Source organism: Paraburkholderia sp. EB58 (assembly GCF_050436665.1).
GTDB lineage: Bacteria > Pseudomonadota > Gammaproteobacteria > Burkholderiales > Burkholderiaceae > Paraburkholderia.
Genome location: NZ_JBNDMQ010000075.1, coordinates 1 through 16,341, shown reverse-complemented (window position 1 = coordinate 16,341; position 16,341 = coordinate 1). Strand labels below are relative to the sequence as shown.

At 60.5% G+C, this 16,341-nt stretch carries 14 protein-coding genes and 1 pseudogene; 9 read left to right on the top strand and 6 right to left on the bottom strand.

Translation table 11 applies throughout. The features are described from left to right. Window positions 1-183 (top strand): annotated as a pseudogene (locus P3T40_RS44265) (aldo/keto reductase); the annotation flags it as partial. Window positions 184-268: 85 nt separating this feature from the next. Here the strand turns inward: P3T40_RS44265 and P3T40_RS44260 are convergent. The 5 genes from P3T40_RS44260 to P3T40_RS44240 are packed head-to-tail and all read right to left on the bottom strand — an operon-like array spanning window position 269 to window position 5,232. Next, a complete protein-coding gene (locus P3T40_RS44260; RefSeq protein WP_429273977.1) occupies window positions 269-1,246 on the bottom strand; it encodes a Gfo/Idh/MocA family protein in 978 nt (325 codons plus the stop codon). Window positions 1,247-1,285: 39 nt separating this feature from the next. Continuing rightward, on the bottom strand, window positions 1,286-2,146 hold the full coding sequence (locus P3T40_RS44255) for a sugar phosphate isomerase/epimerase family protein (RefSeq protein ID WP_429273976.1): 861 nt from the start codon (window positions 2,144-2,146) through the stop codon (window positions 1,286-1,288). After that, window positions 2,134-3,303 carry a dihydrodipicolinate synthase family protein gene (locus P3T40_RS44250; protein WP_429273975.1) on the bottom strand — a complete coding sequence of 390 codons (1,170 nt, stop codon included), beginning with the start codon at window positions 3,301-3,303 and terminating at the stop codon, window positions 2,134-2,136. Before P3T40_RS44250 ends, P3T40_RS44255 begins: the two co-directional genes overlap by 13 nt. 7 nt (window positions 3,304-3,310) lie before the next feature. Further along, window positions 3,311-4,090, bottom strand: coding sequence for a 3-ketoacyl-ACP reductase (locus tag P3T40_RS44245; protein ID WP_429273974.1), 780 nt, complete (start codon window positions 4,088-4,090; stop codon window positions 3,311-3,313). Continuing rightward, the gene (locus P3T40_RS44240) at window positions 4,087-5,232 is read right to left on the bottom strand and encodes an acyl-CoA dehydrogenase family protein (RefSeq protein ID WP_429273973.1); all 1,146 of its coding nucleotides are present in this window, start codon (window positions 5,230-5,232) and stop codon (window positions 4,087-4,089) included. The genes P3T40_RS44245 and P3T40_RS44240 overlap by 4 nt, the downstream gene beginning before the upstream one ends. Before the next feature lie 212 nt (window positions 5,233-5,444). Between P3T40_RS44240 and P3T40_RS44235 the strand changes: the two genes are divergently transcribed. Further along, window positions 5,445-6,977, top strand: coding sequence for a CoA-transferase (locus tag P3T40_RS44235; protein WP_429273978.1), 1,533 nt, complete (start codon window positions 5,445-5,447; stop codon window positions 6,975-6,977). 53 nt (window positions 6,978-7,030) lie between these two features. On the opposite strand, the gene P3T40_RS44230 is transcribed toward P3T40_RS44235, so the two are convergent. After that, window positions 7,031-7,714, bottom strand: a complete 684-nt coding sequence (locus P3T40_RS44230) for a TetR/AcrR family transcriptional regulator (RefSeq protein WP_429273972.1) — start codon at window positions 7,712-7,714, stop codon at window positions 7,031-7,033. 212 nt (window positions 7,715-7,926) lie between these two features. On the opposite strand from P3T40_RS44230, the gene P3T40_RS44225 reads away from it, so the two are divergent. The 7 genes from P3T40_RS44225 to P3T40_RS44195 form a co-directional block, all read left to right on the top strand. Continuing rightward, window positions 7,927-9,435, top strand: coding sequence for an aldehyde dehydrogenase family protein (locus P3T40_RS44225; RefSeq protein ID WP_429273971.1), 1,509 nt, complete (start codon window positions 7,927-7,929; stop codon window positions 9,433-9,435). A 103-nt stretch (window positions 9,436-9,538) separates the two neighbouring features. Beyond that, on the top strand, window positions 9,539-11,212 hold the full coding sequence (locus P3T40_RS44220; RefSeq protein WP_429273970.1) for a GMC family oxidoreductase: 1,674 nt from the start codon (window positions 9,539-9,541) through the stop codon (window positions 11,210-11,212). A gap of 120 nt (window positions 11,213-11,332) precedes the next feature. Further along, entirely contained in the window at window positions 11,333-12,412 is a 1,080-nt protein-coding gene (locus P3T40_RS44215; protein WP_429273969.1) for a sugar ABC transporter substrate-binding protein, read from the top strand. Beyond that, window positions 12,409-13,428, top strand: a complete 1,020-nt coding sequence (locus P3T40_RS44210) for an ABC transporter permease (RefSeq protein WP_429273968.1) — start codon at window positions 12,409-12,411, stop codon at window positions 13,426-13,428. The genes P3T40_RS44215 and P3T40_RS44210 overlap by 4 nt, the downstream gene beginning before the upstream one ends. 16 nt (window positions 13,429-13,444) lie before the next feature. Beyond that, window positions 13,445-14,944 carry a sugar ABC transporter ATP-binding protein gene (locus tag P3T40_RS44205; protein ID WP_429273967.1) on the top strand — a complete coding sequence of 500 codons (1,500 nt, stop codon included), beginning with the start codon at window positions 13,445-13,447 and terminating at the stop codon, window positions 14,942-14,944. Between the two features lie 7 nt (window positions 14,945-14,951). Next, a complete protein-coding gene (locus P3T40_RS44200) occupies window positions 14,952-15,911 on the top strand; it encodes an ABC transporter permease (RefSeq protein WP_429273966.1) in 960 nt (319 codons plus the stop codon). A 59-nt stretch (window positions 15,912-15,970) separates the two neighbouring features. Continuing rightward, window positions 15,971-16,341, top strand: a 371-nt coding sequence (locus tag P3T40_RS44195; RefSeq protein WP_429273965.1) for an electron transfer flavoprotein subunit beta/FixA family protein, incomplete at its 3' end; no start/stop codon positions are given.

Here is a 16,341-nt window from a genome sequence, read left to right as displayed (position 1 = left end):
AAGGCGGCGGCGCTGCAGTTTGTTCTCGGCCATCCTGCCATCCCGACCAACATCCCCGGCGTGCGTACGGTTGCGCAACTGGAAGACAACCTGCACACGTTCCGTGCCGACATTCCACCGGCGTTCTGGGCTGAACTGAAGCGCCGCGAGCTGATCCGGCAAGACGCGCCGACCCCTCAATAGCGTCAGGTTTCCGACTGCACCGGCGGTAGCAGTATCCCACCGGTGCGTCGTCGCTCACGGCTGCCATAGTGCCGTGACGCTTCACTTATGCGCCGTAGGAAAGTATCTCGTCGATGACCCGTTGGTTACCGAGCGAATTCTCAAGGGTGAAAGCCAGATTCGCTCTTCGCCCGAGCGCCGTTCCAGCGAAGTCCTCCACCATCAACTGATATTGGTTGGTCTCGCCGAATTCAATGACTCGTGTTTGACCGGCCTCGTCGGAACGATGGCGAATTTGTGCTGGCCCGTAGATTCCAGGATTGAAGGGAGCATCTACGCTTAACCAACCCTTTGTGCCATGAAAAATCATGTGCTGGCGGCGCGCCATTTGTGTGCCGCAGTAAAACGTCATCGAGAAGCCAGGGAATTCGGCGGTGCAACGTGCGAACCGATCGGTGCCGAAGCGGGGATCGAGCAGGACCTCGGCGTTGACACGAACTGGTTCGAGCCCAGTCGCGAGCCGCGTGGTCACAACCGGGTAGACGCCGATATCGCGGATCCCGCCGCCGCCGAGTGAAAGATTGTTCTTGAGTGCATTGGGATCGTCGTTGAAGTAAGTGAACGACCCTTCGATCAGCGTGAGTTCGCCGAGCATTCCCTGAGCCAGGCTGTCGCGAACAAAAGCCCATTGTGGGTGATGCGCCACCATGAATGCTTCGCCGCATACGAGCCCGGCTTTATCACGTAAGGCGATCAACTCGAGTACCTCGTCGGCATTCATTGCGATGGGCTTCTCGCAAAGAACGTGTTTTCCACCGAGCAAAGCGTTCTTGCACCATTCGACGTGGCTGGCGGTGGGCAACGGGATATAGATCGCGTCCACGTCGCTGCTTTCGATCACCGCATCGTAGCTCGTCAGCACGTGGTCGATACCATGCTTTGTCGCGAAAGCCTGTGCGCGGGCTCGGTCGCGGCTCGCAACGGTGGTTACGCGGCCGTTGGACGAGCGTTGGATAGCCGGTACGACAAAGTTGTCGGCGATCTTTGCGGCGCCCAGTATGCCCCAGCGAATCCTCTCAGTCATTGCTGTCTCCTAGTGTTCGTATGGTTCAGCGCCGCGCCATTAACAGACTGTCTGCAGGCGTTCACCGCAGATTGCGAGAACTTCTTCCGGTGCGCGTTGCCACCAGTTCTTAGCCGAAAAGATCTCGGTCTCTACGAAGCCGTCGTATCCGCCACGCTCGACGCATGTCCGCACAGCAGGAAGATCGATGACGCCGTCACCCATCATTCCGCGATCGAGCAGCATGTCGCCTGTTTCGTGCAGCCAGTCGCACACGTGATACGCGAGAATGCGGCCTGCATGCCCAGCTGCCGCGATCGACGCCTTGAGTTCCGGGTCCCACCAGCAGTGGTAAACGTCAACTGCAACGCCGATATAGCTCGACCGGTCTGGGTCCACGGTCTCGCAAATATCCATTGCCTGCGCGATGGTATTGACCACCGCGCGGTTGGCTGCGTACATTGGGTGAAGTGGCTCGAGTGCGAGCGGAACGCCGCACTCACGTGCCGTGCCCAACAACATCGAGATGCCGTCGACCACTTGGGACCGCGCGCCTTCCAGATCGCGGCTACCTGGTACGAGGCCGCCGACCACCATCACGAAACAGCGAGCTCCGAGCACTGCCGCGTCGCGCAATGCAGCCCGGTTTGCTTCAACGTTCGCGCTGAATTCCGCTGAAGTCGCCGCCGGCAGATACGTTGAGCGACAGTAGCCGGTCACGGTAAGGTCGAGCGCTTTGATCTGGCGCGCAAGCTGTGCGAGATCGCCTTCCTCGACCTCGCGGCGCCACGGCGCTATCCCGCCAAAACCCGCTCGGGCAATGCGGTCAATCGTGCGACCGAGTGGCTCCCGATGGCCCAGTGTTGCGGTATTGATGGAGCACAGATCAAGTCTTCCCTGAAGGTTTCTCACGATCCGCATCCTAGTGGCGCCATGACCTTTCGAATGCGAGTGATCGCGTCGCCCGGATCGCGCAGCAAGCCGGCCTGATCGGCCAGGCGGAATACGTCGGCCAGATAAGCCGGCGGCCGCATACCGTGGTGACCACCCGGCATAAAGAAGTGATCCTGGAAGCCATTCAGGTACGCGAGGAACACCACGCCGGTTTTGTAGTACTGCGTTGGAGCGCGGAAAATGTGACGTGAAAGCGGGACCGTCGGAGCCAGCAACCGGCTGAACGTCTCAACATCGCCAGCGGAAAGGGCTGCTAGCGCTTGAGACGCCGCCGGTGCGACGGCGTCGAAAATGCCGAGCAGTGCGTGCGAAAAATGGGTGCCGTCGCCAGCGATCAGCGCCGGATAATTGAAGTCGTCGCCGGTGTACATCTTTACGCTTTGCGGCAGGCGGCGGCGGAACGTGATTTCCTTCTGCTCGTCGAGCAACGAGATTTTGATGCCGTCAACTTTCGCCGCGTTGGCCTCGATGATATCGAGGCAGACTTCGGCTGCATCGGGAAATCGGCTTGCGCCCCAGTACCCAGCGAGTTCTGGGTCGAACATGTCGCCGAGCCAATGCAGGATAACGGGTTGATCGCACATGGCGAGCACTTCGCGATAGACCCTGCGGTAATCGTCCGGTGAGCGCGCCACCTTGGCAAGCGCGCGGCTCGCCATCAGGATCACGCGGCCGCCCACGCGTTGCACGGCTTCGAGTTGTTCCGCATACGCGCGAATCACCTGATCGCAGTTCGTCGCTGACGCGGGAGTGACGTGGTCAGTGCCGCAACCCGACGCGATGGCCGCCCCGGCAATATCGCGGGTGCCTTCGATGCTGCGCGTGATCAGTTCAAGTGCTGTGCTCCATGGCAAACCCATGCCGCGTTGCGCCGTATCCATGGCTTCTGCGATGCCCAGCCCCTGTTGCAAAAGGTAGCGCCGGTATTCGATGGTGCGATCCCAGTCGATGGCGGGCGCGACTTTCAGTTCACCCGCGCGCAACGGATCGGCTACCACGTGGGCGGCGGAGTACGCGATACGATTGAATTCACGCACTGGCGGCTTCACCTCGAGCGGCACGCCCTGCACGATATACGTTTCCAATGTGCCGGACGCGGCCGGAAGTTTGATTGACAGGTTCATGTTGGACTCAGTATTTGGTAACGAGCAGGCCGCCGTCGATACGGATCGCCTGGCCGACGCTGTAGGGTAGACCGCCGGTTGCAAGCGTTCGCACGGTGATGGCGACTTCCTGCGGCGTGCCCCAGCGTTTGATGGCGGTCAGTCCTTGTTCGATCTGCACGTCGTAGCGCGCGCGGGACGGGGCGGTCATTTCGGTTTCGATCAGGCCAGGCTGCACTTCGTACACGCTGATGCCGTGTTCAGCGAGGCGCAACGAGAAGAGCGTATTCGCCATCGAAAGGCCAGCCTTGGATACGCAATATTCGCTGCGCAAGGGCGAAGCCGCGATCGCATTCGACGACGTGATGGTGATGATCGACGGATGCGGTGCAACGGGTGCACTCGAGCGCGCAAGGCAGTGCTTCGCGAATGCCTGAGTGAGAAAGAACGTGCCGCGTGTATTCACCGCGATGCAACGGTCGAAACTTTCCGCTGTGACATCGAGCAGGTCGCCACGCGACATCACCGAAACGCCCGCATTGTTTACGAGGCAGTCGATCTGACCATTGAGGGAGGCTTCAACGGCACGCAACGTTGCCGGATGGGAGTCGATGTCGGCGAGGTTGGATACCGTTGCGATCGCATGTGCGCCGGTTTGCTGAACCTCACGAACGGCGTTGTCGAGTTCGTCCGACGCGACCGCATCGGTCAGTGCAATGTCGAAACCGGCGCGACCGAGCTCGATCGCGATTGCGCGACCGATGCCGCGCCGGCTTCCCGTGACAAGGGCAATCGGGCGGGCGCTCACAATGAGGCTCCGTTCGCGATCAGATCGCGTGCAATAATCGTGCGCTGGATCTGGTTCGTGCCTTCGTAGATCTGCGTGATCTTGGCGTCCCGGTACAGACGTTCGACTTCGTAGCCGCGAATGTAGCCACTTCCGCCAAAAATCTGTACGGCGTTGGCGCTGTGCTTCACAGCGGTATCTCCGGCAAAGCACTTCGCCATTGAGCAAGCAATGCTGGCGCGCTCGCCCGCTTCCAGTCGCTCCGCGGCGTCGCGAACGAGAAGGCGCGCGGCCTGGATGTCCTTCGCCATGTCGGCCAGCATCCATTGAATGCCCTGAAACTCGGCAATGTGACTGCCGAACTGCTTGCGCGTCTGAGCATATTCGAGCGCGGCTTCCAACCCAGCTTGGGCAATCCCCACCGCAAGCGATGCAATGCCTACGCGGCCTTTATCCAGCGCGCTCATCATGATGTGAAAGCCGCGGCCTTCCTGTCCCAGCAACGCGTCGGCCGGGAGCTTGACGCGATCGAAATGCAACTCGCCAACCTGCGACGCGCGCTGTCCCATCTTGTGTTCTTTCGGTCCCTTCGAGACGCCCGTCAAATGGCAGTCCACGATAAAGATGCTCATGCCACGCTTTCCCGCCGCTGGGTCGGTTCGAGCGAGCACGAATGCGACGTCGGCGACCGGCGCGTTGTGAATCCATAGTTTGGCGCCGTTAAGTTCCCAGCCCTCGGGTGTACGGGTCGCGGTGGTCCGGATACCGGAGACATCGGTGCCTGCGTCGGCTTCGGTGATGCAATAAGCGGGGCGTCGTTTCGCTCGCAATAGGGGCTCCATGTAGGTCGCACGCTGAGCGTCGGTGCCGTGTATGGAGAGAAGGGTGCCGATCAGTTCAAGGAGCCCGCACTGGTCTGCCACGGAAGCGTAGCCGCGCGACAGTTCTTCCATCACGAGTGCATATGCCATGACGTCGAGTCCGGCACCACCAAATTCTTCCGGCACGGTGATGCCGAACAGGCCCAACTCGCCCATCTGGGTGTAGATCTCCGCCGGGAACCGTTCTTCGCGATCCAGTTCTTCGGCGAGCGGGCGAATCACTTCTTGCGCGAAGCGACGGGTTGTTTCGCGAATCTGCTGGTGGGTTTCTGAGAGTTTCATGCTGTCTCCGTTCTCGTGATCGGCGCCTGTTTATGCCGGGTTTGCGCGAATGAAGGTATACCCGAGCGTCGCGCATCGCCGCTTGAATTACGTGGTTTCCTGTGCCAACATTGGTATCAAGTAACCATCTGGATGGTTATTTAAAACCAACGAACGAGCGATGTCAACGAGCTTTGAGGCCGAATTGATTGGAGGGTAGGTTGAAAAACTGGATGCATGCCGAAGACGCGGTTGAGCAGATCTTCGATGGGGCGACAATTGCGCTGGCCAGTAACGGCGGCGGTTTGCTCGAGCCGGACGCTGTGCTCGCGGCACTGGAGCAGCGATTTCTTAAGACTGGCCATCCGCGCGATCTGACGGTGGTCCACGCGCTTGGAATCGGCGACGGGAAGGGCAGCGGGCTGGGGCGTTTCGCGCATGCCGGTATGGTGCGGCGCGTTATCGGCGGGCACTGGAGCTGGTCGCCCGCCATGCAGAAAATGGCCAAAGACAACGCTTTCGAAGCGTATAGCTTCCCCGCCGGAGCAATCTCCACCCTGCTGAGGGAGATTGGGGCCGGACGGCCGGGGCTCGTCACGCACGTCGGGCTGCGCACGTTTGTCGACCCGCGTATCGACGGTGGCAAGATCAATGCGCGCGCTAACGAAGAACTCGTCGAACTGATTGAACTTGATGGCCGCGAGTACCTGCGTTACAAGCCGTTCAAGGTCGATTTCGCGATTCTGCTTGGTTCATCCGCGGATGCCCGGGGCAACGTCACCTTGCGTCGCGAGCCCGCCGATCTTGATACGTATGCAGCGGCTCTCGCTGCCCACAATAGCGGTGGTCACGTAATCGTGCAGGTCAAGGAGCGCGAGCCGGCCGGGTATGTACCCGCGCGCCTGGTGCGCATTCCGGGCGTGCTCGTCGATACGCTAGTCGAGACGCCGGCGCAGGTGCAGTGCGTCGTCGCCGACTACGACCCTACGCTGAGCGGTGAATCGCTCGGCATCCTCGCTGAAGGCTTCTATGAAGTCCCGACTGGTATTCGTCGGATCATTGCCGCGCGCGCAGCGCAGGAACTGCGCGAGGGGCATTCGGCGAACTTTGGTTTCGGTATTCCCGGCGGTATTCCGGGCGTGCTGGCCGAACAGGGGCGGCTCGGCACGTTCTGGGGGACGGTTGAGCAGGGCATCCACAACGGCGCGATGCTCGACGGCCCGATGTTCGGCTCCGCGCGCAACGCAGAGGCGATCCTCTCCAGTGTCGATCAATTTGATTTCTACAGCGGTGGCGGCGTCGACATCTCGTTTCTTGGCATGGGCGAGATGGACGGTGACGGAAATATCAACGTGTCGAAACTGGGTGCCACCGTGGTGGGGCCAGGCGGCTTCATCGACATCACCCAGGGCGCGCGCAAGATCGTCTTTTGCGGCAGTTTCGAAGCAAAGGGCCTTCAGGTCGAGCAGGTGGGCGAGCGTCTGAATATCGTGTCGCCAGGCAGTGTGCCAAAGCTCGTTGAACGCGTGCAGCACATCACGTTTAGCGGCGCGCAGGCGCGTATCGCAAAGCAGGAAGTCCTTTATGTGACGGAGCGCGCCGTGTTCAGGCTCGAAGAGAACGGGGTCCGTCTGATCGAAGTGGCGCAAGGGGTGGATGTTGAGCGACATGTGCTTGCGCGGATGGGGTTTCGCCCGCTTGTCGACGACGCATTACTCGCACGCTGTAAGGGTGGCGCGGACAAGCCGCGCGAGCAGGCGGCCTGATGTGCGGCTGTGAAACCGGGAGCGCCGGGCGTGGGCGCTCCGCGTACGGACGCTCAGGGACGCAAGAGTCTGAGAATGGTCTCGATGTTGAAGTCGAGACGGTTTTTCAAGGCGTCCTTGCTCATGAAGTCGATGTCGAAGATCAGGCCGCTGGTGTGGCGATTGGTCAGGTAGTAATAACCGATCGCCGCCATCGTGATGTGCAGTTGCCGGGCGTCGACACCGCTACGGAACACGCCCGCTTCTACGCCACGGTTGAGTATGCGTTGCAGCATCGAGATGAAATCACGATGCAGTTCCCTGAATCGTTCGGACTTCTTCAGATGTCGTGCCTTGTGCAGGTTCTCGCTGTTCACGAGCGTCATGAACTCGGGGTTTTTCAGGTAGTAGTTCCAGGTATGCGTGGCGAGCGCGACGATCGCGTCTTCAGGCGAAAGATGGTCGAGGTTGAGCTTCAGTTCGGCGGTGCGGATGTCAGCGTAGGCGTCTTCGAGGACGGCCACGAAGAGCTCCTCCTTGCTGCCGAAGTAGTGATAGATCATCCGCTTGTTGGCCTTCGAACGCGTAGCGATGGCTTCCACGCGCGCGCCAGCAAGACCGAGTTTCGCGAACTCCGCTTTCGCTGCTTCGAGAATGCGCGCCCGGGTCACCTCCGGATCCCGCTGCCTCGGTGGCTGCGCGGCGCCCGTCTTGGCGGCTTTAGGTGCCCGGCGGGGGGGCGTGGTCGCAAGAGTCATGTACGTTGATTGCTGCAAAAGGAGTCGGTGGAAACGGCGTCAGCTGCGGCCGGGTTGTGTCAGGGACTATAGACCAAAAAGGCATTGTCAGGAAGTAACCGGATGGTGCAGAATGGGCAACGAATGGACGGTACGTTGAACGGCGCTCACAATTTTCCGCATGTGCGATGCGTTCTTCGTGTCCGTGCAAAAGGCAAATACTGGAGGCAGGAATGAGTAATCTGAATGAACTCGCAGCAGCGCTTCGTCTTCCGTCGGAACCCCTGCGGACCCCGATGTTCATCGACGGCAAGGACTACGGTGGGCAGGGTGGCGAATTTGTGACACGTAAGAGCCCGGGCCACGGCGTGCCGGTGACCTCCACGCTGCGCGCATCTGTCGACGATCTGAATGCAGCGGTCGCTGCGGCGCGCCGTGCGTTCGACGACGGGCGTTGGTCGCGCCTGCCCGGTGAGCAGCGTGCGACGGTGTTGCTGAAAACCGCGAGTCTGATCCGGGAAAACGTGGAGACGCTTGCTTACCTTGAAACGCTGGAAAGTGGCAAGCCGATCGGCCAGTCACGCGGCGAGATCAACGCAGCCGCGGGCATCTGGGAATATGCGGCAGGTCTTGCACGTGTCGCTCACGGCGATTCGCATGACACCCTCGGCAGCGACATGTTCGGTCTGGTTGTGCGCCAGCCGGTCGGCGTGGTGGGTATCGTCACGCCATGGAATTTCCCGTTCTTCATTCTGTCCGAGCGTCTGCCCTTCGTGCTGGCGGCCGGGTGTACCGCAGTTGTCAAACCCGCTGAACTCACGTCAACCACGACACTCAAGCTCGCGGCGCTCCTGACCGAGGCCGGATTGCCGGATGGCGTTGTGAACGTGGTGACCGGGCTCGGCTCGAACGTGGGCCAGGCGCTCGCGGAGCACATGGATGTCGACATGGTGTCATTCACGGGTTCGACGCCGGTGGGCCGCTCGGTGCTGACGGCAGCGGGCGGCAACATGAAGAAGGTCGGGCTCGAACTGGGCGGCAAGAATCCGCAGATCGTGTTCGCGGACGCTGACCTTGCCGACGCTGCGGACGCTATCGCCTTTGGCATCTGTTTCAATGCGGGCCAATGCTGTGTATCCGGCAGCCGTCTCGTCGTGCATCGATCGGTGGAAGAAGAACTGGTCGCCCGGGTCAAGGGTGTACTGGAAAAGGTGCGGGTGGGCGATCCGCTCGATGCGTCGAACCACGTTGGCGCGATTGTCGAAGCGCGTCAGTTCGACAAGATTTGCAGTTTCATCGAAGCGGGCGGCGGGGACGGCGCACAACTGGTGCATGGCGGGACGTCGAGCCGGGTTGGCGAGCGTTTCTTCATCCAGCCCACGATGTTCCGCAACGTCCAGCCGCAAAGCGCGCTTGCGCAGGAAGAAATTTTTGGACCCGTGCTGGCGGTCACGCCATTCGACACCTTCGAGCAGGCGATTCAGATTGCGAACGGCGTGCCCTACGGCCTCGCAGCCAGCATCTGGACGCGTGATCTGCAAGGCGCGATCAAGGGCTTTCGCGACGTACAGGCCGGCCGGATCTGGGTCAACTGCACCATCACCGGCGGCCCGGAAATGCCGATCGGCGGTGTCAAGCAATCAGGCATTGGCCGCGAAACGGGGCGGTACGGTGTCGAGGAATACACCGAACTGAAGTCAGTACATGTCCAGTTGGGCAACCGGCCGCGCTGGATCGCATAACGCGGTCGAGTGCAAATCAAACGGCCGCAAGAGCCGTGAGGGTCTCAGGAAAGACGAAGTCGCACGGAACGTGTGACTGCAGAACACAGTATCGGAGACAGCAATGTATGACTATGTGATCGTAGGTGGTGGCGCGGCGGGCTGTGCGCTGGCGGCGCGTCTGAGCGAAGATGCCGACAACCGTGTGCTGCTTCTCGAGGCCGGACCTGCCGATACGGACCCATATATCCACATGCCGGTCGGCTTCTTCAAAATGACGGGCGGCCCGCTGACGTGGGGCTATAGCACGACTGCGGCGGCCGAAACGCAAGGTCGGCGGATACCGTTCGCGCAGGGCCGTGTGCTCGGCGGCGGCGGTTCGATCAATGCCATGGTCTACACGCGAGGCCAGCCTTCGGACTACGACGGCTGGGAGCGTGAGGGCTGCACTGGTTGGGGATTTCGCGACGGTGTGCTGCCTTACTTGCGCCGTATGGAAGATAACGAGCGTCTGTGCAACGAATATCACGGCGTTGGCGGCCCGCTCGGCGTGTCCGATCTCATCAGCGTCAACGAATTGACAAAGGCTTTTGTGCTCGCGGGACAGGAAGCCGGCATGCCACACAACAGCGACTTCAACGGCGCGCAACAGGAGGGCGTGGGCGTTTATCAGGTCACGCAGCGCAATGGCAAACGCTGCAGCGCAGCTGTTGGCTATCTGCGCGAGGCCCGCTCACGGCCTAACCTGACCGTGCGTACGGGCTGCCTGGTTTCGCGCGTGGTTATTGAAGGCGGTCGCGCAATCGGCGTCGAATTTGCATCCGGAGACGACCGTTCGAACGTAACCATTGCGCGTGCTGAGCGCGAAGTCATCGTGACCGCCGGCGCCATCGGCTCACCGAAGCTGCTAATGCTTTCTGGCATTGGCCGTCCCGATGATCTGCAACGCGCCGGTGTGAAGCCTGTGCATGCGTTGAACGGTGTCGGGCAGAACCTGCAAGATCACTTCGACATCGATATCGTCTATGAGTTGAATGGTGCGTACAGTCTGGACAAGTATTCGAAGAAGCACATGATGCTGCTCGCTGGCCTCGAGTACAAACTGTTCAACAAGGGGCCGGTCACGTCCAACATCGCCGAAGGCGGTGCCTTCTGGTATTCGGACAGTAGCGTACCGACACCCGACCTGCAGTTTCACTTCTTGCCCGGCGCGGGCGTAGAGGCAGGCGTGCCGCCTGTACCGTCGGGCTCGGGCTGCACGCTCAACTCCTATTTTCTCAGGCCACGCAGCCGCGGCAGCGTCATGCTGCACAGCGCTGACCCCGCCGACGCGCCCGTGATCGATCCGGCCTATATTCGTGACCCGTATGACCTGAAGGTGGCCGTCGATGGTATCCGCCAGAGTCGCGAAATCATGAGCCAGAAGGCGCTCAGCAAGTACCTGAAGAGCGAGCACTTTCCGGGCGGAAAGGTGCGCACGCAGGCCGAATATGAGACCTATGCGCAGCAGTACGGACGCACTGGCTATCACCCGGTCGGCACCTGCAAAATGGGCATCGACGAAATGTCGGTCGTCGATCCGCAGTTGCGTGTGCATGGCATAGAAGGGTTGCGAGTCGCGGATTCGTCAGTGATGCCGCGTATCGTGAGTTCGAACACGAACGCACCCACGCTGATGATCGCGGAAAAGGCTGCTGATCTGATTCGCGGTCTGGCAGCAACGCCAGCGCCCGAGGTGGGCCGGCTCGCGGGTACCTCGGGCCGGGTAACACGCCGGACTCCCGTCGAAGCGGTGTGACGATACTTAGCATGGTCTGATGAAGTGCCTGGAAATCGGGCTCTTCCGAGGATCGCGTAAATATCCAGTTATTTATTGATAGCCCTGACGTAAAGGGTCCTTTTGCTCGGAGGAGACATCATGTCGAAACAGAAGCAACACGCAGGCGTATCACGCCGCGACTTCATCAAACTCGGTGCGGGCGCGGCATTCGCGGTCGCGGGTGGTGGCATGTCGAGTCTTTCGTTTGGCGCGGGGCAGACCACGCTCGCGTGTTCATTTCGCTCGTTGACCAATCCGTATTACACGGCGTTCAACAAGGGCGCGCAGGCCTTCGCAAAGAGCGTCGGCCTGCCATACGTGCCGCTGACGACCGAAGGTAGTTCAGAAAAAGGCATCGCTGATATTCGCGCCCTGCTGCAAAAGACCGGCGGCAACCTTGTGCTGAACGTTGACCCCAACGACTCAGCTGATGCCCGAGTCATCGTCGAAGCCTGCTCGAAGGCGGGTGCGTACGTCACGACGATCTGGAACAAGCCCAAGGATCTGCATCCGTGGGATTTCAATCCGAACTACGTCGCGCACCTGTCGTTCGATGGCGTGGCTTACGGCGAGTCCACCGCAACTGAGTTGTTCAAGGCGATGGGCGGCAAGGGCGGCATCGTGGCGATTGGCGGTATTTTCAGCAATGTGCCGGCCATTGAGCGCAAAGCCGGTCTGATGGCCGCGCTGAAGAAATTCCCCGATATCCAGTTGCTCGACTTCCAGGTAGCGGACTGGGACTCGCAAAAGGCCTTCCCGATCATGCAGGCATGGATGACGCGTTTCAATTCGAAGATCAAGGGCGTGTGGGCCGCGAACGACGATATGGCGTTGGGAGCGATCGAAGCGTTGCGTGCAGAGGGACTCGCGGGACAAATTCCGGTCTCAGGTATGGACGGCACGCAACCCGGGCTCGCCGCGATCAAGGTAGGCGAACTTGTGACGACAGTCGACTGGGATCCGTACTGGCTCGGTGGCATTGGCCTATCGATGGGGCTTCATGCGCAGCAGAAGAAGCTGGACGTGGCATCGCTGCCGAAGGATCAGCGCGAATCGTTCTGCAAGGCGACCCTCGTCAACAAGTCGAACGTGCAGACGGTCATGGCACACGAATCGACGCCTAGCGCGGATTGGAACAGTCTTTATGCCCGCGTCGCGGGCCCCGTGGTGTATCGATGAGCAAGCTAACCGCAGCGCCTACCCGGCAGGCCGTACGCACAACAACAACCGGGATCGGATTCACATCGATGCATGCCTGGCTGCAGCGCTTTGCGCCGCTGCTGGTTCTGCTGGCGCTCGGCCTTTGCATCGGCGCGTTCAATCACGACTTCTTTGATCCGATGAATCTGGCGCGAATCGCGATCTCCGCAGCGATTCCGCTCACCATCGCGCTCGGCGGTACGTTCGTGATTCAACTGGGCAGTATCGACCTGTCAGCGGAAGGGATTGTCGCGGTTTCCGCGATCACAGTGTCGATGCTGGTCGAAAACTCGTACAACGACAATCACTTCGGGTTGTGGGTGCTGGCCGTCGCGATCGCCGCGGGTACGGTATTGGGGTTCGCCAACGGCTTGCTTCACGTGTTCCTGCGCATTCCTTCTTTCATTGCCACGCTCGCAGTCGGTTTCGTGGCAACCGGAATCGGGACGGCATGGCTGTCCGGCAACACGATCCGCGTGAGCGATACACCACTGCGTTCGATAGCGATTACACGCTACCTGGGCTTGCCGCTGTCCGTATGGATGGGCTTGCTTGCGCTCGCCGTCGCGTGGTTTATCTATCGTCATACGTTGCTTGGACGGCACACGCTGGCAATCGGCGGCGGCGAGGATCTCGCCCGTTTGAACGGTGTGCGTGTCCGGCGCGTGCGGATTGCAGTGTTTGCACTGGCGGGCGCCTTTTATGGTCTGGCCGGCATCCTGGCCGTCGCGCAATATGGACAAGGACATGCATTGATCGCCGACGGCCAGCTGTTTGTCGCGATCACGGCCATCGTAGTGGGCGGGACCTCGCTTGCAGGCGGTAACGGCAGTCCCCTGAACACGCTGATCGGGACATTGATCGTAGTCGTACTCGGCAACGGCATGGTACTGCTCGGCGTGCCGCCTTATGTGCAACAGGGCATTCAGGGCGTGTTGATCATCGTTGCGGTGACGCTTGCACTCAACCGCTCGCGCCGGCGCATCGTTAAGTGAATCTGGGAGATTCGACATGTTGAAACTGAAGAACATCACGAAACGCTTCCCAAGTGTGCTTGCTCTGGATGACGTATCGGTCGAAGTCCGGCCCAATGAAATCGTTGGCCTGATTGGTGAGAATGGCGCGGGTAAGTCGACGCTGATGAAGTTGCTGACCGGCGCTTATCGCCAGGACTCCGGCGAAATCACGCTCAATGGCCAGCCGCTGGTAATCCGTAGCCCGCGTGACGCCACCGCGAAAGGTATTGCGATGGTGTATCAGGAGCAGTCGATTCTGCCTAACCTGACAATCGCGGAGAACCTGTTTCTCGGCCGTGAGGAAGCCTTCACGACGTTTGGACGCATGAACTGGTCAAAGCTCAAACGTGCAGCGCAGGCTGAACTGGCCACAGTGCATCTCGACGTTGACCCATTAACGGTTTGCGAAGACCTGTCATTCGGGCAGCGACAGATGGTGGAACTGGCGCGTGCGCTGTCGCTGGCCAGCCGCACCGGCGGCACACCGATCATTCTGCTCGACGAGCCGACTTCCGTTCTGGAAGCCGCCGAGATCGAGATTCTGTTCCGGCTGGTGCGCGAACTCAAATCTCGTGCGTCGTTTGTGTTCGTCTCGCACCGGCTCGACGAACTGCTATCGCTGAGCGACCGCGTGTACGTCATGAAGGACGGCAAGGTGGTGGCAGAGATGGCGTCGGCTGATGCATCCGTCAAGCAGTTGCATGAATTGATGGTGGGCCGTTCGATGCATGGCGAGTACTACCGCGAAAACCTGCAAAAGCCGTGCAGGGACGAGATAGCGCTGTCGGTCAAGCATGCATCGCTGGCTCATGCGTTGAACGACGTGTCATTCGAAGTGCGCCGTGGTGAAGTATTTGGCGTAGCGGGCGTGGTGGGATCAGGGCGCGAAGAACTGTGCCGCGTGATCGCCGGGCTCGACAAGCTCGATTCCGGTGAGGTGCGGATTGGCGGGACGCTGCTAAAGCCACAGGCGAATCACGCGGTCGCACTAGGTGTTGGATACGTGCCGCGCGAGCGCAAGGTAGAAGGGCTCGTCACGCAGATGAGCGTCGCGGAAAACCTCACGTTGCCACACCTCAGTGCGGTGAGCCGAGGCGGGGTAGTGCGCAAGGGCAGCGAGCGCAAGATTGCCAACGAGTGGATCCAGCGTCTGCGCATCAAAACACCGGGGCCGGATGCTTCCTGTCGCAACCTTTCGGGCGGCAACCAGCAAAAGGTGGTGCTCGCGAAATGGCGCTTTGCCGGCAGCCGGATTCTGGTGCTTGACCATCCCACGCGCGGACTCGACGTTGGCGCGAAAGAAGAGGTTTATCAACTGATTCGCGAACTGACGGCCGAAGGAGTGGCGGTCGTGCTGACGGGCGACACACTCGAAGAGATTCTCGGCCTGAGCCACCGCATCATGGTGATGCGCGATGGCCGTGCGCAAAAAGTTCTGCCGTGCGAAGTGAGCTCGAAGCCTTCGCAGGTTGATATCGTCGAACATATGGTGTGAGGCTGCTATGTCATTTCTGAAATCACCGTCGCGAGCGATGCTTCGTGACAACGCACCGTTCGCGGCGCTGGTGGCGTTGTACGTGCTGATTGAAATCGCCCAGCCGGATTTTCTGGCGCTATCTACGCAACTCGGGTTGCTGGCGGACAGCTCCACGCTATTCATCATGGCTGCCGGTACGACTTTCGTGGTGTTGCTGGGCAGTATCGACCTGTCGCTGCAGGCGGTTGCTTCGCTGGCGAGCGTGGTAGTGGCACTGTGCTTGCCCCGATACGGCGCGTGGGCGGCGGTTATTGCGCTCGCCGCGTCCTTTGCGATTGGCCTCCTGAGCGGCGTGATCCAGACCGTGCTGCGTATTCCTTCCTTCATCGCGACGCTTGCCATTAGCGGCATTGCATCGGCCGCCGCGCTGACCCTGTCGGGGACGCGTTCCATTGCGATCAGCGACGATATGCGCAACGCTTCGCTTGGCTGGACGACCGGGACGTCATTCGGTATCCCGCATGAGATTCTGCTTGCGGTGGCAGTATTCGCGTTCTGCTGGTTCCTGCATCGTTCGACGGTGTTTGGCCGTCACACCGACGCAATCGGCGCAGGTGAGCCGGCAGCTATCGCATCGGGGGTGCGTGTTTCGGTGACCAAGTGCCTGGTGTTTGCGACTTCGTCGTTTTTTGCGGGCCTTGCTGGTGTCGTAATGGCGGGACGCCTGGGCAGCGGTTCGCCCACGCTGGCCAATCAGTTTCTTTTGCCGGCTATCGCTGCGGTGATTGTGGGTGGAACGGCGTTGACGGGTGGCTCGGGAGGTATCGTGCGTACGCTGATTGGTGCCCTGCTGGTGTCGGTGGCACGTGCGGGCATGACCTTTGTGGGCATCAGCGTGTTTGCACAACAGATCGTATTCGGCGTGATTCTGATCATCGCGGTGACGGTGGCGTTCGACCGCTCGAAGGTGTTGGTTATCAAGTGAGTTTTCGCGCGGCCGGATTCGGCTGACATGATAAATCTGGCTGAAAAAGGTGGTTGAAAATGAAAGTGCTGGTAGCAGTGAAGAGAGTGGTTGATTACAACGTGAAGGTCCGTGTGAAGTCGGACGGCACGGGCGTCGACCTGGCGAACGTAAAGATGTCGATGAACCCGTTCGATGAAATCGCCGTGGAGGAGGCGGTGCGTCTGCGGGAAGCGGGCGTGGCGACGGAAGTGATCGTTGTTTCCTGCGGTGCGACGCAGGCGCAGGAAACGCTGCGCGCGGCGCTGGCCATCGGCGCGGACCGCGCGATCCTGATCGAGTCGTCGGAAGATCTGCAGCCGCTGGCTGTCGCCAAGCTGCTGAAGGCGCTGGTCGACAAGGAACAGCCTTCGCTGATCATTCTGGGCAAGCAGGCCATTGACGACGATTC